Origin of the sequence: Pseudomonas sp. NPDC012596 (assembly GCF_042902325.1) — a bacterium.
Taxonomy (GTDB): domain Bacteria; phylum Pseudomonadota; class Gammaproteobacteria; order Pseudomonadales; family Pseudomonadaceae; genus Aquipseudomonas.
The window spans coordinates 109,401-128,602 of the sequence record NZ_JBIBEB010000019.1 but is presented as its reverse complement, the minus strand read 5'-3'; the positions used below and the strand labels follow the sequence as shown (position 1 = coordinate 128,602).

At 63.6% G+C, this 19,202-nt stretch carries 15 protein-coding genes; 7 read left to right on the top strand and 8 right to left on the bottom strand.

The features are described 5' to 3' along the window. The first annotated feature begins 49 nt into the window (after window positions 1-49). Window positions 50-994, top strand: coding sequence for an alpha/beta hydrolase (locus ACFY68_RS21375; RefSeq protein WP_387531416.1), 945 nt, complete (start codon window positions 50-52; stop codon window positions 992-994). 90 nt (window positions 995-1,084) lie between these two features. Here the strand turns inward: ACFY68_RS21375 and ACFY68_RS21370 are convergent, their stop codons facing one another. The 5 genes from ACFY68_RS21370 to pvdM all read right to left on the bottom strand — a co-directional run bounded on the left by ACFY68_RS21370 (window position 1,085) and on the right by pvdM (window position 9,180). Beyond that, a complete protein-coding gene (locus ACFY68_RS21370) occupies window positions 1,085-3,580 on the bottom strand; it encodes a TonB-dependent siderophore receptor (RefSeq protein WP_387531413.1) in 2,496 nt (831 codons plus the stop codon). Window positions 3,581-3,784: 204 nt separating this feature from the next. Beyond that, a complete protein-coding gene (locus tag ACFY68_RS21365) occupies window positions 3,785-5,437 on the bottom strand; it encodes a cyclic peptide export ABC transporter (protein WP_387531410.1) in 1,653 nt (550 codons plus the stop codon). Between the two features lie 237 nt (window positions 5,438-5,674). Further along, on the bottom strand, window positions 5,675-6,535 hold the full coding sequence (locus ACFY68_RS21360) for a formylglycine-generating enzyme family protein (RefSeq protein ID WP_387531408.1): 861 nt from the start codon (window positions 6,533-6,535) through the stop codon (window positions 5,675-5,677). A 14-nt stretch (window positions 6,536-6,549) separates the two neighbouring features. Then, complete coding sequence (locus tag ACFY68_RS21355; RefSeq protein ID WP_387531405.1) at window positions 6,550-7,821, bottom strand: aminotransferase class V-fold PLP-dependent enzyme; 1,272 nt, start codon at window positions 7,819-7,821, stop codon at window positions 6,550-6,552. Between the two features lie 12 nt (window positions 7,822-7,833). Further along, complete coding sequence (pvdM, locus tag ACFY68_RS21350; protein WP_387531402.1) at window positions 7,834-9,180, bottom strand: pyoverdine-tailoring dipeptidase-like protein PvdM; 1,347 nt, start codon at window positions 9,178-9,180, stop codon at window positions 7,834-7,836. Window positions 9,181-9,390: 210 nt separating this feature from the next. Here pvdM and ACFY68_RS21345 point away from each other — a divergent pair, with 210 nt between their 5' ends. Continuing rightward, window positions 9,391-11,025, top strand: coding sequence for a PvdJ/PvdD/PvdP-like protein (locus ACFY68_RS21345; protein ID WP_387531398.1), 1,635 nt, complete (start codon window positions 9,391-9,393; stop codon window positions 11,023-11,025). A gap of 54 nt (window positions 11,026-11,079) precedes the next feature. On the opposite strand, the gene ACFY68_RS21340 is transcribed toward ACFY68_RS21345, so the two are convergent. The 3 genes from ACFY68_RS21340 to ACFY68_RS21330 are packed head-to-tail and all read right to left on the bottom strand — an operon-like array spanning window position 11,080 to window position 15,627. Then, the gene (locus ACFY68_RS21340) at window positions 11,080-12,483 is read right to left on the bottom strand and encodes an efflux transporter outer membrane subunit (protein ID WP_387531395.1); all 1,404 of its coding nucleotides are present in this window, start codon (window positions 12,481-12,483) and stop codon (window positions 11,080-11,082) included. 3 nt (window positions 12,484-12,486) lie between these two features. Beyond that, window positions 12,487-14,451 (bottom strand): MacB family efflux pump subunit, encoded by a 1,965-nt coding sequence (locus ACFY68_RS21335; RefSeq protein WP_387531392.1) that lies wholly within the window; start codon window positions 14,449-14,451, stop codon window positions 12,487-12,489. Beyond that, window positions 14,452-15,627, bottom strand: coding sequence for an efflux RND transporter periplasmic adaptor subunit (locus ACFY68_RS21330; RefSeq protein WP_387531389.1), 1,176 nt, complete (start codon window positions 15,625-15,627; stop codon window positions 14,452-14,454). A 154-nt stretch (window positions 15,628-15,781) separates the two neighbouring features. Between ACFY68_RS21330 and ACFY68_RS21325 the strand changes: the two genes are divergently transcribed. From ACFY68_RS21325 to ACFY68_RS21305, 5 genes are all read left to right on the top strand, one after another. Then, window positions 15,782-16,303, top strand: coding sequence for a sigma-70 family RNA polymerase sigma factor (locus tag ACFY68_RS21325; protein WP_387531434.1), 522 nt, complete (start codon window positions 15,782-15,784; stop codon window positions 16,301-16,303). Between the two features lie 172 nt (window positions 16,304-16,475). Further along, the gene (locus ACFY68_RS21320) at window positions 16,476-16,955 is read left to right on the top strand and encodes a histidine kinase (RefSeq protein WP_387531386.1); all 480 of its coding nucleotides are present in this window, start codon (window positions 16,476-16,478) and stop codon (window positions 16,953-16,955) included. Window positions 16,956-17,021: 66 nt separating this feature from the next. Then, window positions 17,022-18,347: an MFS transporter gene (locus tag ACFY68_RS21315; protein ID WP_387531383.1), complete on the top strand. Its 1,326-nt coding sequence runs from the start codon at window positions 17,022-17,024 to the stop codon at window positions 18,345-18,347. A gap of 94 nt (window positions 18,348-18,441) precedes the next feature. Continuing rightward, window positions 18,442-18,738, top strand: coding sequence for a type II toxin-antitoxin system MqsR family toxin (locus ACFY68_RS21310; RefSeq protein ID WP_387531380.1), 297 nt, complete (start codon window positions 18,442-18,444; stop codon window positions 18,736-18,738). A gap of 2 nt (window positions 18,739-18,740) precedes the next feature. Next, window positions 18,741-19,142: a type II toxin-antitoxin system MqsA family antitoxin gene (locus ACFY68_RS21305; RefSeq protein ID WP_387531377.1), complete on the top strand. Its 402-nt coding sequence runs from the start codon at window positions 18,741-18,743 to the stop codon at window positions 19,140-19,142. Window positions 19,143-19,202 lie beyond the last annotated feature (60 nt).

The following is a 19,202-nucleotide window of genomic DNA, read 5'->3' as shown; positions in this document are numbered from 1 at the left end:
CGGGAGGCACGCCTCCCGCTTTCGTTCTTAGCTGCAGGAATTGCTTTTGATGACCCTACATCCCGATATCGGCGCCTTCCTTGACCTTGCTGAAGAGGCGCCCGGCCAACAGGCACCGTTGCATACCCTGGCGCCGGCGCAGGCGCGGGCATTGTTCGAACAGACCAGCCGGCAACTGGCGTGGGCGGCCCCCGCGATCGAGCCGGTGCACCTTGAAGTCACTCGCCCCGACGGCACCCCGCTGCCCCTGCGCCTGTACCGGTCGAGCCGTACGGCGCCGACTGCAGTGATCCTGTTCTTCCATGGTGGCGGCTACGTGGTCGGCAGCCTGGACTCGCACCAGGGCATCTGCCAGGAGCTTTGCCAGCGGTCAGGTTTTGCGGTGCTGTCGGTAGGTTACCGTCTGGCCCCCGAGCACCGGTTTCCGCAACCGCTGGAGGATGCGCAACAGGCATTGCGATGGCTCGGCAGTGATGGCCCGGCGCTGGGCCTGGATACCACACGTGTTGCCTTTGCCGGAGACAGCGTGGGGGCAAGCCTTGCCACCGTGCTTGCGCAGGAGGCTGGCCAACCGGGCTTCACGGGGGTTCGCCCGCGCCTGCAGTTATTGTGCTACCCCATGACCGACGCCAGTGAACGGCACGCGTCGCGGGAACTGTTTGCCGAGGGTTACCTGCTTGAGGATCTGACCCTGGAGTGGTTTTACGACTGCCACGCACGCCATCCGCAGGATCGCGCAGATCCACGTTTTTCGCCGTTGCTGGGCGAAGGGTTGGAACACAGTGCGCCGGCCTGGATCGCCCTCGCGGGCTTCGACCCCTTGTTCGACGAAGGCCTGGCCTACGCAGAAAAGCTGCGCCGTGCGGGCGTGCAGGTCGAACTGGTGGAGTACGCCGGTCTGACCCATGACTTCCTGCGTATGTCCACGGTCGTGCCCGCTGCGCTTGAGGTCTACGATGAGATGGTTGACGCACTGAAGCGTCACCTGCAGTAACCAGCGCTCTCCTGCACATGGGCAAAAGAAAAGGCCAGTCGGATGACTGGCCTTTTCTTTTGTCCAAACCGGTGGCCACCGGCCGTGGTTTCAGAATGTGCTGCGCAAGGTGAGCACGTACTCGCGTGGGTTGCCGTACCAGTTGTTGATCGCGTTGGTCCCGACGGTCTGGTAGTACTTCTTGTCGAAGATATTGTTGACGTTGAATGACGCGTTCCAGTGCTTGTCGATCTGGTAGTCGACCAGTGCGTTCCACACGGCATAGCCGGGTTGCTCGTAGGAGAACGGGTTGACCGTGGTGACGCTGTTGCCGAATGCATCCTTGACCGTCGAGGTGCCACTCACGTAGTTGCGGCTCTGGATGTTGGCGCCCAAGCCGACTTTCCAGCTGTCCAGATCGCCCGGCAGGCGATAGCTGGTGAACAGCTTCAGCAGGTGTTTCGGCGTCTGAGAACTCAGCGGCTTGCCACGGTTGGAGGCAGTGCCGGTTTTGACCTGTTCATTGATGTTGAAGGTGTAGCCAGCGCCGATCTGCCAGTTCGGCAGCAGTTCACCCGTGATTTCAGCGTCGAAGCCCTTGCTGACGATCTTGCCGGCGGCTTCATAGCAGCAAGGGTTGCCGACGACGGCTTCAGAGTTGAGCAGCATGGCTTCGTTTTCGCGCTTGGTGTAGTACAGCGCCAGCGAAAGGTTGGCCCTCTTGTCGAACAGTTCTGCCTTGGTGCCGACTTCATAGGTATCGCCAGTCATCGGCTTGAGCGAGCTGTGGTCGGTACCCAGGTAGTTCGTCTGCGGGATATAGATCTGACTGTAGCTGGTATACACCGACCACTGATCGTTGACGGTGTAAACCAGGCCGCCGAATGGAGTGACCACACCGCTTTCCTTGCCGCCGGTGGGGTAGACCATGCCATCGGACGGGGTGACGCTGGTGATGTTGTCATCGTAGTCGGAGTAGCGCGCACCGACGATCAGCTTGAGTGGCTCGGCCAGTTGAGCGCGCAGGGTGGCGTAAGCGCCGCTCTTGCGCTGGTTCCAGGCTGGGAAGTTGATATACATGCCTGGCATGGCGCCTTCAGGCTGGCTGCCGATGTTGTTGTCGGCCGGGTTGACCGGGATGTTGGCCATGCCCAAGCGGTACGATTCGAAGCCGCGGCGCGTCTCCTGGTGGTCAACGCCGAACAGTACCTCGTGTTCGAGGCCGAAGGCCTGAAAGCGGCCCGAGACATTGGCGTCGTAAAGGTCCTGGTCGATGTTGTAGTTGCGGCCCCAGCGGGAGAACAGCGAGCCTCGTCCGGTGACGTCGTCGATTGTCCCGGTAGCCTGGCCGATATTCTGCGAGATGTCCTGGTGATAGCGGGTGTAACTGCCGTTGGCTTTCCAGTTCTCGTTGAAACTGTGTTCGAGCTTGACGAAAATTTCGTTTGTTTCGTAGTTGGCTGTGGACCAGTCGGCGGCCAGCGACGTGTCACGGGACAGGCCGATATCCTCACCGGTGTTATAGCGCGGCAGGCCGCTGTCCCAATAACCCTTGATCTTGCGCCATTGATGGCTGCCGCCGAACGTCAGCAGGGTGTCATCGGTAAGGTCGGCTTCGAAAATGCCGTAGTAGATTTCTTTCTTGCTGTTGGTGGTGTCGTAGAAGTAGTCACGGTCTTCTACCGCGAACACGCCGCGGCCACGCAGCCTGCCATCGAAGCCCAACGGGCCGGTCACATCGACTTCCTGGCGGTAGTTGTCCCAGCTGCCTGCCGAAGTGGTTGTCTTGAGCTGGTTGTGAGCCAGCGGCTTCTTGCGCACCAGGTTCAGTGTGCCGCCCGGTTCGCCGGTGCCACTGAACAGGCCATCGGAACCGCGCAGAATCTCGACGTGGTCGTACATCGCCATGTCCGGGAGCGACTGGTAGTTCTGCTGGCGAATCCCCGGCGCGCCGCCATCCGTCTGGACGCTGGTCACTTCGAAGCCGCGCGAGTAGAACTTGGTGTCGACACTGTTGCCGCCAACCACGGTGACACCGGTCAGCTTGTCCAGTGCCTGTTCCATGTTGGTGATGCCCTGGTCTTCCATTCTCTGGCGGGTCAGCACCGACACCGATTGCGGTATTTCGCGCAGCGCCACCGGCGTCTTGCCGCCCACCGAAACCGCACCGGTCGTGTAGGACCCGGAATTCTCGGTCTGGTAGCCCAGGCCAGCGGCGGTGACCGACGTGGAATCCAGCTGGATCTGATGTGCGTTGCTCTCCATCGGTGCCAGCAGGGTGACGGTGTTTCCGTCGACGTTGTAGCGCAGGCCCGTACCCTGGATAAGGCGTTTCAGTGCGTCGATGCTGTCGATCTCCCCCTTGATCGCGACAGTTCGAACATCCTGCACCGAATCCGGGCTGTAGAGGATCTGCAGTTCAGCCTGTCTGCCCAGCGCCTGCAGCGCCGAAGACAGTGGCTGGGAGGGAATGTCCAGCTTGACCACTTCGGCCTGCACTTGGCTGGCGCAAGCCATCAGCAGGGCGGTACTCAGTGCCAGCAAGGGTTGAGGCGAGGGACGTGTGGGCAGTGCTCGGCTGCCGGCTTTCGATGTTCTGTTGCGCATCTGTTGCTTCCGTAAGTGCTGGAGTTATCAATGAGAATTATTCTTCTTCAATGTAACGTTGCCCTGAGGCAAAACCGGAAAGATTTCTGCATAAAAAGAAAATGTTCTGGCCACAAAGGGCCGGCATGTGGCGGCGCTGAAGAAAAATGAGGAGGTGCCTTCAAGCAGCGCAGCGCGGGCGGGTGCCCGCGTGCGCGCTGTCGGTCAGGCCAAGGCAGCCCTTTCGCTATGCACCTGGCCGGCATGCAGGCGTACCAGCTGGTCGGCGATGTCGAAATAGCGGTCATCGTGGGAGATCACGATGATCGTCTTGCCCAGGCGTTGCAGCTCAGGCAGCAGTTCGGTGTAGAACACCCGGCGGAACGTCGGGTCCTGATCGGCGGCCCATTCGTCGAACACCAGTACCGGCCGTTCGTCGAGCCAGGCGTTGACCAGTGCCAGGCGTTTGCGCTGCCCGGTAGACAGGTCGGTAGTGGTGAAGCGGCCGTCACGGATGTCCACCTTGTGGGCGATTTCCAGGCGCTCCAGGTAATGTCGTGCGGTATCAGGGATCTGCCTGTCGTCGAGCAGTACGTCGTCGAACAGGTAGTAATCAGCGAAAACAGTGGTGAACAGTTGCCGATAATCGTCGCGGTCGCGGTCGGTGATGGCCTGGCCGTTGACGTTGACTTGGCCTTGCTGGGGCACGTAGAGGCCCAGCAGCAGCTTGATCAACGTGGTTTTGCCACAGCCGTTCTCGCCAACGATGAAGGTGATTTCGCCCTGTTTGAAACTGAGGTTGACCGGGCCGAGGTGGAACGGCTGGACACCTTCACGGCCGGCGAAGGTGAAGCTGACGTCCTTGAGCTCCAGGGTGTTCACCTGCTGGCTGCGTGGCGCATTGTCCTGCAGCAGCAGGTGTGGCTCTGGCGACGAGAACTGCTCGGACAGCTCGGCGATGCGGCGGAAGGCGATCTGCGCGCGGCTGACGATCGGCAGGGTGCCAACCAGGTGTTCCAGGGGGCCTTTCATGTACAGCAGCACCAGCACGAAACCGCTCATGACCGAAGCGTCGGCCGCGGGCCACAGTGTCTGCAGCCCCAGAGCCATGCCGATCACCACGAAGAACAGCATGGAGCCGAGGCTTTTGGCAATGACGAACGTGTTGATCGAGCGCATCTGGATGCCACGAATTTCGTCTGCCGTCTGGCAGATGCCGTCACGGTACATGCGCTGGCGGCGCGGGCGATGAATGCGCAGCTCCTTGGCGCCTTCGGCGATACCGTGGTAGTGCTTCTGCAGGCGATCCTCCGCGTCTCGTGCCTGGTAGAAACCGCGAATGCCGCGGGCCCTTGCCAGGTACTGGACAATGGTGCCAAGTGCCAGGGCGACCAGCATCATCATGAACATCGGCAGAGAAAGCACGGCCAGATAACCCAGGCAACCCAGCGTGACCGTGAGCGAAATCGCCAGGGGAGCGAAAGCGAAGGCGAAATCGCTGATGGTGTCGACATCATGGGTCAGCACCGGGATCAGGCGGTGGCTGCGAAAGCGTTCTATCTGCTCGATCGGTGCCGACAGCACCTTCTCGCCCAGCTGCTTGCGTAACAGCGCGATGATGTGCTGACCAACATAGTTGGTGCCGATGTCAGACAAGATGGTGCTGGTCAGGGCCAAGGCACACAGCCCCGCGAAGCCCAGCACCAGGCCCGGGCCGAAACCGCCCTGGCTGTGCAGCCCGTTGTTGATGGTCGCCAGCAGCGCGGTAACACTGAGGCCGCCGACCATCCCCAGGATGATCGACACCAGCACCACTGGCCAGAAGGGCTGGAGCAGGGCCAGCAGTTCGCGCACGGCCCCGCGGGGTTGAATGCTCATCGAAAGATTCCCGTTATCAGACGCTGGTCGAGAGCAAGGTAATGCTCAGGCTGTGGTCGGCAGATGCTTGCAGGCCGACGCCGATGAAGTCGTGGATAGTTTGCGAAGGGGGGATCGGGCTCATGGTTGCGGTTCCTTGGATGGTGGGTGGGGGCGACGCAGGGGCGCCCCGGGTCCTGCGCAAGTACACCGATAGGAACGAGCCGGGCAGGGGAGAATTTACCGCCTGGCGGCGCCTCAGAGCTCCCGTGCTACGCGGAAGCCGAGCCAGTCGCCGCGGTTATTGGCGAAGGCGTTGTTGCGGTTGCCCGAGCGGGAGAAGATCGGCGCTTCGCCCCAGTCGTTGCCGCGGATGCTGACCAGCTTGCACGCGCTGTCTTTCCAAGCGCTGCCGTCGGCGGGGGCACCGTTGTAGTTGTCGTGATAGCAGTCGGCTACCCATTCGTAGACGTTGCCGTGCATGTCATACATGCCGAAGTTGTTGGGTGGGAAGCTGCCCACCGGCGAGCTGTAACTGAAACCATCCTTCGGGCCGTAGACGTTGGCGTTCTTGCTGATCTCGAAATTGGCGTCGGGTTCGAAAGGGAAGGCACCGACGCTGCCGCCGCGTGCGGCGTATTCGCGCTGGGCCTCACTGACCATGCTGTAGCGCTGGCCGGTTGTTTTCGACAGCCAGGCCGCGTACTGCTCGACGTCTTGATAGCTCATGCACACTGCCGGCTGGCGAGGGCCTTGCTTGTAACTGGGTTTGCTGTTGGTGCAGCGCCTGCCTGGGCGGTCATCACCGTCCGGAACCACGAGGCCGGTCGCCTTCTGGTAGGCCGCCCACTCACCGGCAGTGACCTGGAACCGGCTGATGGCGAACGGTTTGGCGAAGGTCACCGGGTGTTGCGGGCTTTCGTCGTCCTGCCGGCCCATCTCGTCTGTCGGGGTGCCCATGGTGAAGGTCCCCGCCGGGAGTATCACCATCTCCGGGCAGAGCGTGTCGCAGTCACGGAACACGGTGCCGGGTTTGTCGCCGGGTGTCGCGGCCAGTGCGGGCAGGCTGCAGGCCGCCAGCAGCGCGGCCAAGGTCAGGTGGTGCAGGGGTACGGTCATGGGGGGAGCCTTGTTCAGAGTTGCTGGGTTATCAGGGCCATGGCCCGGTCGATCTGCTGTTCGTCATTGAGCAGGCTGGGGGCCAGGCGGATCACCGGGCCGACGTCGCGGTACACCGCGTCGCACATCACCTTGTTGCTGGTGAGGTGGGCGGCGATGGCGTCGGGGTTGCGATCCTTGATGCGGAAAAACGTGAAGCCTGCCGAATAACGCTCGCTGCGCGGTGTCACCAGCTGGATCTGGCGGTGCTCGGCGAGGCGCTCCTTGAGCAGGCTGTTGAGCTGATGGATACGTTGCTGCACCTCGCCTTTGCCGAGTTCCAGGTGCAGCTTGAAGGCTTCGCTGGCGGCCCAGCGGTGCTCGAAGGCGTGGTAGCCGCCGGGGGTCATGATGGTGGCGAAATCTTCGTCGCGGGAGAAAGTGGCGATGGTCGGGGTGAGGTGCTGCATGCCGGTGGAAGCCGCGCAGATGATGCCGGTGCCCCGTGGGCCGAACATCCATTTGTGGGTACCGGCGATGAAGTAGTCGCAGTTGAAGTCGGCGAAGCGTGCGTTCTCCACGCCGAAGCCGTGCACACCGTCGACCACGTAGAGGATGCGCTCGGCCTCGCTGCGGTTGCGATTGTGCTGGCGCACCAGCTCGCCGATCTCGCCCACCGGCAGTTTGACGCCGCTGCCCGAGTGCACCCAGGTCATGCCCAGTACCCGGGTGTGCGGCTGGATGGCCTTGTCCAGGGTACTGAGCACCTGGTCGGTTGAAACCGTCCAGGGGTTGTCGAACAGGCGGATCTTGCGCACTGCCGTGCCCTGGCGCTGGCTGCGAAAAGCCAGGGTCTTGTGGGCCGAGTAGTGCTCGTGTTCGGTCACCAGGATTTCCTGACCGGCGCCCACTTGCAGGCCGCCGAAGATCATCGCCAGGCCTTCGGTGGTGCTACCGGTCAGGGCAATCTGGCGTGGCTTGACGTCCAGGTAACGCCCGGCCCACTCGCGCACTTCGTCCTCGCGCTGCCATTCGTACTGGCTCTCCCAGTCCATCAGGGCGGCGGGGTTACGGTCGAGGTCGGCGCGGTGGCGGTCGATCGCCGCCTGTACCGGGCGCGGGTGGGCAGTGACCAGGAAATTGGCGAAGTGTGCGATCTGCGGGTCTAGCGGGAACAGCGTGCGCAGGTTGCGCCATTTGTCGGCGCCGCTCAGCGGTTTGCTGTCGGCCGCCAGGGCCTGGGGTAGCAGCGGCAGGCTGGCGGCCAGCAGGCCGGCCTGTTTCAGAAATGTACGGCGGTTGCTCATGGTGGGCACGGCTCAACGGTTGGCGACGGGGCGGGCGGACTTCTGGACCTGGTCCCAGACCCGCAGGAAGTTGCCCGCCCACAACTTGGCGATGTCCGCTTCGCTGTAGCCGCGGGTCAGCAGTTCGGCCGTGACGTTGCGGATCTCACTGACGTCCTTCCAGCCATCCAGGCCGCCGCCATCGTTGAAGTCCGAGGCGATGCCGACGTGGTCGATGCCGACCTTCTTCACCGTGTAGTCGATTGCATCGACGTACTGCTTGAGGGTTGCCTTGGGCTCCTCTTCGAGGATGGCGTACAGCGAGCTTGCGTACTCGCCGAACCGCGCCTCGGGCCACACGGTGATCACCGCGTCACCTGGCATCAGCGCATTGGCCAGGCCCTGCAGCGGTTGCAGGTCGAAACGCGCCCGCAGGGCATCAAGCTTGTCCACCACCGGCTTGGTCAGGGGCTTGAGGTACTGGCCAAAGCCCACCACCTGGATCACGCCACCGCTGGCGCCGATCAGCTGCATCTCTTTGTCGGACAGGTTGCGCGGAATGTCCACCAGCGCTCGGGGTGCCGAGTGCGAGGCGACCATCGGCGCGCGGGTCAGGCGGGCCACGTCTTCGAGTGCAAGCGTGGACATCTGCGAGACGTCGATGATCACGCCCAGGTCGTTCAGGCGCTGAACCGCCTGTTCACCCAGCGGGGACAGACCACCGAGGGCGTCGGTGGTGTCGTTGAAGAAGGGCAGTGGCCGCGAGGAGTCGGCCCAGTCGTTGTTGCCGACATAGCTGAAGCCGAACATGCGCATGCCGCGCGCGGCCCACAGGTCCAGTTGTGAAAGGTCATGCCCCAGTGGGTAGGCATTGAGCATGCTGATGAAGATGGCGAACTTGCCCTCGCCGTTGAGGCGGCGGAAATCATCTGCGCTGTAGGCAATGCCGACCTGATTGGGGAAATCTCGAACCATGCCGGTGATGATCTTGTAGCGGGCTTCCTGCTCTTGCCTGGCTGCATCGACGAAACCGGGGGTGGGGCGGTGCGGGGCATTGGCGCCGTTCCAGATTTCCGGCCAGCCGAACACGGTGAGCGCCGCGCCGGACAGGCGGCCGCGGTTGGCCTTGACCAGGTCGAACTGGCCTGGGCCATCCTTGTCGGCCTCGTGGCCGGCACTCCCCAGCGCCAGGGGGACGGTCACGTGGCTGTCGAACGAGAGCATGTGTTCATGCAGCGCGTCGGCCTGCTGCACGATCGCCAAGGGGTAACCGGCGTGCAGGTCTCGCCAGTAGAAGTAGCCAGCAGCACTGCCCAGGGCGATCGTCAGGGCCAGGGGCAGGCCAATGTACAAGGCTTTGCGGGAACGGGTCTTGGTCATTGCCATCTCGTAGCGCAGTGGGTCGGGTCGCACTGCCGGCGCTTGGGGGCTGCCAGGCAGGGCTTGGGTATCAGGTGGACGAACAACCAGGCGGCAAATTTATCGCCGCAGCCGGGCGTGTGGCGGCGCGCTAAATTTCGCCGTGTGCACAACGTTCTAGCCATGGACGGGCCGTGCTCCATGGCCGCAATGAATGCTCAGGTAGTTGCAATGACGATTTCTCGACGCGGGTTCATCGCCGGTGTGGCATTGACGGGCGTGGTGGTGCCCGGTGCGCTGTATGCGCAGCGCGTGCAGCGCCAGCGGTTCGACGAGCAGTTTCCGGAAACCCCGGGCGAAGCGGTTGTGGAGCTCGCCGATACGCCGCTGCAGCGTCTGGGCGACATATTGCGTGGCATCTGGCGCTGGACCCCGCATGGCAGCGACGCCGGGGTGCAGGGTTTACCGGCGGGTGAACTGGAGTTGTTTCTGGACGTTGCCCAAAGTGGTCGAGGCGTGCGCGGTTACCTGGATACGCCCGAGCGCCTGCGCGGTACTGAAGAGCCGCGCTATCGGGTGGTCGGCGACCTGCAGGCAGACAAGCCTGGCACGTTGCGCTGGCGGCTGTTTTCGACGCAGGCGGGGCAAACCCACGCGCTGTATGAATGCCATGTCGTGCTCGACGAGGTCTGGGGCGGGTTCGGCAATGCCGGGCAGGCGACTCTCAATGGGCGCATTGCCCCGCTTGACCGCGCCTTGACCCTGCCGGTGCAGGACAACCAGTTCCTGGCACTCAAGCGCAGCTTCCCCGAGGCCCGCGAACGCACGCCGCTGTCGCCCGCCTTGCTGGCTGTGCTGATCGAGCCGGAGCATCGCCTGTTCCACCAGCTGTGGCATGCCTCGCGTGACAAGTGGCACAAGCTGTCCAAGGACAAGCAGGGGGCTTTGCGTGGCCTTGGCTGGCAGCCTGGGCCGCGTGACCGCGAACGTGATGCGCGCGGGCGACTCAAGGACCGTAATGGTTCGGGTGAAGACTTTTTCTTCATGCACCGGCATATGCTGCGCGCTGCCCGCGCGCTTCAGCCGTTGCCGTCGTGGACGCGTTTTCCGCTGCCGCAGCCGGAGCTTGAACGCGACCGCGCCGGGTTCGCCCGCTATTTCGACAACCATGACGGCAATGCCTTGCCGCCGACCTGGCTGGCGGCGGGGGATGCGGCCTATACCCAGTGGGTGCGCGATATCAAGACGGCCGATACCTTCCACGGCAACTTCCAGGTCTGGGAGTCGAAGTACAGCGACCCGGACTACCTGAGCACGCTCACCCTCGGGCAGTTTGGCTCGGAGATGGAACTGGGCCTGCACGACTGGCTGCACATGCGTTGGGCCTCGGTGCCGCGTGACCCCTCCAGTGGCCTGCCGGTGCCGATGGCGCGCAACCCGGAAGATTTCGCCGCGCGCTGGTTCGAGGCGCAGAACGACTTCCTCGGCGACCCGTTCTCGTCTCACTGCAACCCGGTGTTCTGGCAGTTTCACGGCTGGATCGATGACCGCATCGAGGATTGGTTCCGTGCCCATGAACGCGTCCACCCGGGGCAGGTGCGGCGCCTGGAGGTCAACGGTGTGCCGTGGTTTGCGCCGGGCCCGTGGGTGCAAGTAGCCGACCCGTGGCTGGGGCCCGATACCCATGGGTGTTCGACGGTTCCCGGGCTGAGGCCGGGGCGCAGTGTGGAGATGGACCCGGAAACCATGAAGCTGGCGCTGCGCATCATCTTTGCTGACGACGACCTGTTTGCCAGGCTGCGGCCAAAAGTGCCGCAACGCCCCTGGTATGCACGCAATCTGAAATTGGCCACCGACAAAGCCTGAGCCGGGGTGTTGCAAGGCCCTGTATCTATCCTGCAGGGCCTGTTTTGCCTGGCCTCAACGTTCGACCTGCCAGCCACCTCCAAGCGCCTTGTACAACGCCACGCTGCCCTGCAGTCGGGCCAGGCGCAACTGCGCTTGCTGGTCCTGGGCCAAATACAGGGTGCGCTGGGTTTCCAGCACGCTGAGCAGCGTCTCGGCGCCTGCGCCATAACGCTGCTGCGCCAGGTCAAAGGCCTGACGCGCCTGCAGCACTTCCTCGTCCTGCCACTGCCGCTGGCGCTCCACACCCTGGATGGCGTTCAGGGCTTTTTCGACATCGGCGAAGCCGGCCAGGATGCTGCTGCGGTAGCTTTCCAGCAGCTCGTCCTGCTCGGCTTGGGCCAGATCGCGCGACGCGCGCAGGCGGCCGTTGTTGAAGACCGGTGCGGCCAGGCCGGCAGTGAGCGTGTAAAAGGAGCTGTCGAGCACCTGGGGGAGCGTATTGGCGCCCGTGCCCAGGCTGGCGCCTAGGGTGAGCTTGGGAAGCATCGCCGCCCTGGCGACCTGCACATTGGCATTGGCGGCGGCCAGGCGTGCTTCAGCGGCGGCGATGTCGGGCCGGCGGGCAAGCAGCTCGCTAGGCACGCCGCTGCCGATGCGTGGCCACTGCAGGGTAGCGATTGCCTGGCGGCTGGCGGGCAAGGCCTGAACCGGGTCACCGAGCAGGGTGGCGAGGGTGACGCGGTTGTCTTGCCTTTGCTGCTCCAGTAGCGGCACCTGGCGTTCCTGGGCGGCCACCAGGCTGCGCTGCTGGGCCAGCTCCAGGCGCGTGGCCGAGCCTGCGCGCTCGCGGCTTTCGACCAGGTTCAGCACGTCACGCGCGTTGCGCAGGTTGAGGCGCGCGATGCGCAGTTGTTCTTCCAGGGCCAGGCCCTGCAGGTAGCTGTCGGCCACGGCGCTGGTCAGGGTGAGCTCCACCGTCTGGCGGTCGAAGCGGCTGGCGTCGAGGTCGTGCAGTGCACTTGCACGTGCTGCGCGCAGGCCACCCCAGAAATCAAGTTCGTAGCTGGCCGTCAGTTGCATGGCGTAGGTGCTGTAAGTCGGCTCGCTTCTGCTGACATCCAGCGCGTTATTGCCACGGCCGTGCAGCAGGCGCTGGCGGCTGCCGTCCAGGCCGGACTGCACTTCGGGCAGCAGCGGTGCCCCGGCGATCACGGCGCGAGCCTGGGCCTGGCGTACCCGCGCCGTGGCGGCGGCAAGGTCATGGGCATTGCGCCGGGCACGTTCGATCAGCTGGTCCAGCTCGCGGCTGGCGAAGGTGCGCCACCAGTGCGCCGATGGCGGGCCGGCTGCGGGCAAGGCAGTTTCACCTTGCCAGGCCTGCGGTGCTGCGATGCCGCTTGTGGGGGCGGGTGGGGTTGTGCAGGCGGTGAGGCCCAGGCAGAGGGTCAACAGGCTGATGCGGCTTGGCAGGGTCATGGCTCATTCGCTGGTAAGGGCTTTCACCGGGTCGAGGCGGGCGGCCTTGCGGGCTGGCATGAAGCCAAACACGATGCCGGTGACGACGGCGCAGGTGAAGGCGCCGAGGATGGCGGGCAGGGCGAAGGCTACGGAGACGTTGGCCAGTATCAACCCGCCGCCAATCGCCACGGCCAGGATGATGCCGGTCACGCCGCCGACCATCGACAGCATCACCGCCTCGCTGAGGAACTGGCGCAAGATGTCGCGCTGGCGCGCACCGGTGGCCATGCGGATACCGATTTCGCGGGTACGCTCACGCACGGTCATGAGCATGATGTTCATCACCCCTATGCCGCCGACCAGCAGCGAGATCGCGGCGATTGCCCCCAGCATCAGCGACAGGCTGTTCTGGGTGCGAGCCTCGGCCTGGATCAGCGCCGCGTCGTTGGTCAGTTCGAAGTCGTCCTTGCCTTGATGGCGCTTGCGCATCAGGCGGTCGATGGCCGCTTCGGTCTCGGCCACGCGGGCCGAATCAGCGGCCGCGATGATCACGTACTCCGGGTCATGGCTACCGAACAGGCGCATGGACGCAGCGGAGTAGGGCACGACGATGCGCTCGTCACTTTTCTGGTCGCCGGAGCTGGCGCCCTTGCCGGCCAGGATGCCCACCACCTGGAATGGCACGTTGCCAATCAGCAGGTATTCACCCAGCCCGTCGCTGAGCGTGGGCAGGAGCTTTTCGCGAACTTTCTGGCCGATGACCGCGACGGCGGCACCACTGCGCTCGTCGGCCTCGGTGAAGAAGCTGCCTTCGACCACGGGCCAGTTGAGGATCAGCGGAAACTCGACGTTGTTGCCGCCCACATAGAACTTCTGGTTGTTGTTGCCGTGGCGCACCATCACATCGCTGCCGATCACCGGCATGATGCGCTTGACCTGTGGCAGCTCGGCAATGGCTGCTACGTCATCGAGGGTGACGATGCCGCCGGGTTCGCGCAGCGTCGCATGGCGGCCATTGAGGTAGAGGATGTTGGAGCCGAACGCGGCCATCTGCGCCATGACCTGGCGCTTGCTGCCTTCGCCCACGGCCAGCATGACCACCACCGAGGCCACACCGATGACGATGCCGAGCAGGGTCAGGGCGGTGCGGAACCGGTTGATCCACATGACCCGCCAGGCCGCCTGCAGGGCTTCGAGCAGCTCGCCCTTCCATGCACCGCGCTGGGTGGCACCCTGGTCCAGACGCTGGCGCAGGTCGTTGGCCTGCAGGCCTTGATGGGTATCGAGGGGGGGCTGGTCGGCGGCCGAGTCGCTGATCATCAGGCCGTCGCGGATTTCCACCACCCGGCGCGCGCGGGCGGCCACTTCCCGGTCGTGGGTGATCAGGATGATCACGTGGCCCTGGCTGGCCAGTTCGTCCAGCAGGGCCATGACTTCGGTGCCGCTGTGGCTGTCGAGGGCGCCGGTCGGCTCGTCGGCGAGGATGATATGCCCGCCGTTCATCAAGGCCCGGGCAATCGACACCCGCTGCTGCTGGCCGCCGGACAGCTGGTGCGGGCGGTTGCCGGTGCGGCTGGCCAGGCCCAGGCGCTCGAGCAGGGCGGCGGCGCGGGCATGCCGTTCGGGCGCCGGGGTGCCGGCATAGATGGCCGGCATCTCGACGTTTTCCTGGGCCGAACCCGACGGTATCAGGTGATAGCCCTGGAATACGAAGCCAAAGGCCTCGCGGCGCAACCAGGCCAGCTCGTCGCTGTCCAGCTGGGCCACGTCCTTGCCCGCGAACAGGTAATTGCCGGATGTGGGGCGGTCGAGGCAACCGAGGATGTTCATCAGAGTCGACTTGCCTGAGCCGGACGCGCCGACGATGGCGATGAACTCGCCGGGGTGGATGCTCAGGCTGATGCCGCGCAGCACCTCGACCTTGGGGCTGTCGATGCCGCCGTAGGCTTTGCGGACGTCGCGTAGTTCGATCAGGGGCGCTGACATTCAACCTCCACTGGCCAGGGGGGCGCCAATTACCAGGCGCTCGCCTTCCTGCAGGCCATCGAGAATCTGCACCCGCAGGCGGTCGCTGAGGCCAACGCGGACCTTGCGTTGTTCCAGTTTGCCGTCCTGGCCGAGCACCTGGGCCAGGCGCAAGCCTTCGCTATCGCTGTCGTCCAGCGCCGCCAGCGGCGCGGTCAGCACCTGGTTGGCCTGCCCGGCGACGAAGAACACCTGGGTGGTCATCTCGGCCATCAGTGCACCGTCGGGGTTGTCCACGTCGAGCAGCACGGTGTACTGCACGACCTGGCTGCCAGTGGTGCCGCTGGTAGCGCTGGCTGGGCCACCGCCGCCCTGGCTGGTCAGCGCCAGCGGCTTGGGCGGGATCGGCAGGATCTGGCGCACGGTGCTGTTCCAGCGGCGCTTGCCGCCGGCAAGCGTGGTGAAGTAGGCGGTCATGCCCGGTTTTACCTTGCCGATATCGGCTTCGGACACCTGTGCCCAAACGGTCATCGGCGAAAGCTTGGCAATGCGCAGGATCAGTGGCGTTTGCTGCTGGGCGTTGAGCGTCTGACCTTCACGGGCGTCCACCGCGACCACGGTGCCGTCCATGGGCGCATAGATGCGTGTGTAGCCCAGTTCGGCCTCGTCGCTGCGCAGGCTGGCCTGGGCCTGGCGGATCTGCGCCTGAAACATGTCGATGCGGGCCTGGGTCACCTTGAGCTGGGCGTCGGCTGCCTGCAGGTCTTCCTGGCGGGTGGCACCTGCCGCTGCCAGGTCGTGCTGACGTTTGAGCACTTGCTGGGCCAACAGATACTGGGCGCGCTGTTCTGCCAGCTGCGCCTTGAGGTTGTCTATCGAGAAACGCCCGGCATCGAGCCTGGCCTGCTGGGTCGAGGGGTCGATCTCTACCAGCAGCTGGCCTTTGCGCACCTCGTCGCCGGCCTCGACATGCAAGGTACGGATCTGCCCGGACGCCTGGGCGCCGACATCGACATAACGGCGGGGTTGCAGGGTGCCAAGGGCGGTGACGCTGCTTTCGATGTCGGCGCGGGCGACTGTGACGGTGCTGACCGGCAGCACACCGAAAGGCAGGCTTTTCCACGCCAAGAGGCTGCCGAGCGTCAGCAGGCCTAGGCCGCCAAACAGGAGGAGCCGACGGGTGTTGGGTAATCTCATGCAGACTTCCAGCCAAGGGTGGTGGCCACACGCAGCCTGGTCGAGGCGCGTACGGAGGTGCCAGTTAGACGAAGGCAAGTGGGGTGGATTTAGGGGAAGGCAGTCAGTGAGTTGCTGAGAATAATTATAATTTGTAAGATCGCACGCTGATATCATTCAGACCTCGTCCCGGCCAGACAGGACGCCCTCAGGTGCCGTCGTGGAACATTACTATCGCGAACTGGTGAGTTTTCTTTCAGCCCGCCTGGGCAGTCGCCAGGCAGCTGAAGATGTGGCTCACGATGCCTATCTGCGGGTGCTGGAACGCACCGATCCACAGCAGATCGAGCACCCACGCGCGTTCCTCTACCGCACGGCGCTGAACCTTGTGATCGACCGCCATCGGCGCCACTTGCTGCGCCAGGCCGAGCCGCTCGAAGTGCTGGACCTCGATGAGCGCTGGCATAGCCCGGCACCCACGCAGCACATGCAGTTGGACCAGCGCCTGGCCTTGATGCAGAAGGCACTGGACGAACTGAGCAAGCCCTGCCGCGACAGCTTCCTGTTACGCAAGCTCGATGGCCTGTCACACCAGCAGATTGCCGATCACCTGGGCATCTCCCGCAGCCTGGTGGAAAAGCACATCGTCAACGCCATGAAGCATTGCCGCGTGCGCATGCGCCAATGGGAATCCTGAAAAAGCGGTGAAAGGCCGGTGAAAATTCTGTGTGCTGGCAACTTGATTTCTAGATGTTTCACGACAACTATCTAACTTGACCCCTCCAAGTGTTCAGCCTTGGTGGTTGCCTGTTGCTGGCGCAGTTTGGTCAGGGAGCGTGCCCTATCTACCTGACTGCCCAGGTCCGACAATGACCAACAAGACCCTGCGCATCCTCATTGCCGACGAGCACCCGTCCCAGCGCTTGCAGCTGGAAAGGCTGCTCAATGGCCTGGGCTATTACCGGATCGCTCCGGTCGAGTGCTTCGATGAGTTGCAGCGCCTGGTGCACTGCGCGCTGCAGCCGTTCAACCTGCTGGTTGGCAATATCGAGCTGGCCAGCCATGCCGGTGTCGACCTGGCACGATTTTGCCGGGTCAGCACGCAAATCCAGCATGCCCTGCTGTACCACTCCCGCCAGTTGAAGGTGCCTGCAGTGCCGCAGACCGAGCGCCAGGCGGTGAACGTAAGCCTGCCGCAGGTGCCGGACAACGAGGCCCTGGAGTCTTTCATGGCGATCATCGACGCGCCGGTAGTGGTCGGCAAGCTGGCCTTGCCGCCCGGCCTCGCCAGCGGCGGGCCACCGGCCTACCCGCGCAGGAACTTCGCCCACACGGTGTTCAGCCGATAGCGGGGGCGGGCAGGGCGGCGAGGATTTGCTATCCTCCTGCCCTTTGCCGATTTGCGGACCCTTGTCATGACTGCCATCGATACCGCTCGCCCGCCCCGGTTCAGCCGCGGTGACCACCGGACCCTGGGCCTGGCGGCGCTGGGCGGCGCGCTGGAAATCTACGATTTCATCATCTTCGTATTCTTCGCCCTGACCCTCAGCCAGCTGTTCTTCCCGCCAGAAATGCCCGAGTGGCTGCGCCTGCTGCAAAGCTTCGGGATTTTTGTCACCGGCTACCTGGCCCGGCCGCTGGGCGGCATCCTCATGGCGCACTTCGCCGACCACCTGGGGCGCAAGCGGGTGTTCAGCTTGAGCATCCTGATGATGGCCCTGCCGTGCCTGCTGATCGGGGTGATGCCGACCTATGCCGACATCGGCTACGCGGCGCCGCTGATCCTGCTGGGGCTGCGCATTCTGCAGGGCGCCGCAGTCGGGGGTGAGGTGCCAAGCGCGTGGACCTTCGTTGCCGAACATGCCCCGCACGGGCGGCGCGGCTATGCCCTGGGCTTCCTGCAAGCCGGCTTGACCTTCGGCTATCTGCTGGGTGCGCTGACCGCCACATTGCTGGCGCAGGCCTTTACCGCGCAGGAGATTCTCGATTACGCCTGGCGCTACCCCTTCCTGCTGGGCGGGGTGTTCGGTGTGATCGGTGTGTGGTTGCGCCGTTGGCTGAGTGAAACACCGGTGTTTCTGGCCTTGCGCGAGCGTCAGCAGCAGCCGGTGAAGTTCCCGTTGCGGCGCGTGCTGGGGGAGCACCGTCGGGCGTTGATCCCGGCAGCGCTGCTGACCTGCGTGCTGACCTCGGCAGTAGTGGTGCTGGTGGTGATCACCCCGACGGTGATGCAGCAGCGTTTCGGCATGACCGCCGGGCATACCTTCGCCTTGAGCAGTGTCGGCATCGTCTTCCTGAACATTGGCTGCGTGCTGGCCGGGCTGCTGGTCGATCGCCTGGGCGCCTGGCGTGCGCTGATGATCTACAGCCTGCTGCTACCGCTGGGCATCGGCGTGCTTTATGCCAGCCTGGTAGGGCAGTGGGGCCTGACCTGGCTGGCCTATGCGCTGGCAGGGCTTTCGTGCGGTGTGGTGGGTGTGGTGCCGTCGGTGATGGTCGGGCTGTTCCCGGCCGAGATCCGGGTGTCGGGTATTTCCTTTACCTATAACGTCGCCTATGCACTGTGGGCCAGCACCACGCCGTTGGCGTTGATTGCACTGATGCCGTGGAGCCCGTGGGTGTGTGTCGGGTTCTGTCTGATCATGGGTACTGTCGGGTTGCTGACAGCATTGTATTTCGGGCGCCGCGAGCCATTGGCGTTCGCGGCCGAACCCATGCCGATCATGTGTGGTGACAAATGACACCCTAAGTGTTTGCAGGTGATGAGGCAGACTTTCAGGTGGAGGCTATTGGAATAACCTATTAGCCAAATTTAACCTAGAAGGTTAATTTCTCATGGAAAAGAGAACGCCTCATTGCCCGCTGGAGCGGGTAGGGGCATTGATTGCGGCGGGGCGCATTCGCACGACTAGCACCGCATTGCAGGGTGCTCAGGCTTTTGGAATGGATTACCCATGCATGCTCGAGGTCATCATGAGTTTGAAGCGCACGGATTTCCACAAGAGCATGACCAGCCATGTCGATCACCGAATTTGGCAGGATGTGTATCGTCCACAGACTGCACGGGGAAGCGTTTACCTCAAGCTGTCCGTAATCGACGACGTGCTCATCGTGTCTTTCGAGGAGCTGTGATCATGAGATGTCCTATTTGCGGTGGTGCGGAGCTCGCACCTGACACCCAGGATATGCCGTATTGCTACAAAGGTGAGTCGACGCAGATCCCTGATGTCAGTGGCGATTATTGTTCTGTCTGTGGCGAGTCTGTACTGAGCCATGATGAGGCCATGCGTGTCAGTAACCTGATGTCGGCTTTCAACCGCCAAGTGAATGCTATGGCGGTCGATCCTGGATTCATCACCTCGGTGCGCAAGAAATTCGATCTGGACCAGCGCGAGGCTGGGGAAATTTTCGGCGGAGGGGTGAATGCTTTCTCACGTTACGAAAATGGCAAAACCAGGCCGCCAGTGGCTTTGGTCAAACTGTTCAAACTGCTGGATCGTCACCCCGAACTGTTCGAGGAAGTCAGGACTGCCTGACACCGCACATACAAAAAAGCCCCCTTACCGCGAGGCCAGGGGGCTTTTTATTGCCGCAGG

Coding starts and splice junctions, on each gene's coding strand:
- ACFY68_RS21365 (WP_387531410.1), bottom strand. CDS start 5,437: ATGAGCATTCAACCCCGCGGGGCCGTGCGCGAACTGCTGGCCCTGCTC.
- ACFY68_RS21315 (WP_387531383.1), top strand. CDS start 17,022: ATGACTGCCATCGATACCGCTCGCCCGCCCCGGTTCAGCCGCGGTGAC.
- ACFY68_RS21335 (WP_387531392.1), bottom strand. CDS start 14,451: ATGTCAGCGCCCCTGATCGAACTACGCGACGTCCGCAAAGCCTACGGC.
- ACFY68_RS21330 (WP_387531389.1), bottom strand. CDS start 15,627: ATGAGATTACCCAACACCCGTCGGCTCCTCCTGTTTGGCGGCCTAGGC.
- ACFY68_RS21355 (WP_387531405.1), bottom strand. CDS start 7,821: ATGAGCAACCGCCGTACATTTCTGAAACAGGCCGGCCTGCTGGCCGCC.
- ACFY68_RS21370 (WP_387531413.1), bottom strand. CDS start 3,580: ATGCGCAACAGAACATCGAAAGCCGGCAGCCGAGCACTGCCCACACGT.
- ACFY68_RS21340 (WP_387531395.1), bottom strand. CDS start 12,483: ATGACCCTGCCAAGCCGCATCAGCCTGTTGACCCTCTGCCTGGGCCTC.
- ACFY68_RS21360 (WP_387531408.1), bottom strand. CDS start 6,535: ATGACCGTACCCCTGCACCACCTGACCTTGGCCGCGCTGCTGGCGGCC.
- ACFY68_RS21310 (WP_387531380.1), top strand. CDS start 18,442: ATGGAAAAGAGAACGCCTCATTGCCCGCTGGAGCGGGTAGGGGCATTG.
- ACFY68_RS21305 (WP_387531377.1), top strand. CDS start 18,741: ATGAGATGTCCTATTTGCGGTGGTGCGGAGCTCGCACCTGACACCCAG.
- ACFY68_RS21320 (WP_387531386.1), top strand. CDS start 16,476: ATGACCAACAAGACCCTGCGCATCCTCATTGCCGACGAGCACCCGTCC.
- ACFY68_RS21375 (WP_387531416.1), top strand. CDS start 50: ATGACCCTACATCCCGATATCGGCGCCTTCCTTGACCTTGCTGAAGAG.
- ACFY68_RS21345 (WP_387531398.1), top strand. CDS start 9,391: ATGACGATTTCTCGACGCGGGTTCATCGCCGGTGTGGCATTGACGGGC.
- pvdM (WP_387531402.1), bottom strand. CDS start 9,180: ATGACCAAGACCCGTTCCCGCAAAGCCTTGTACATTGGCCTGCCCCTG.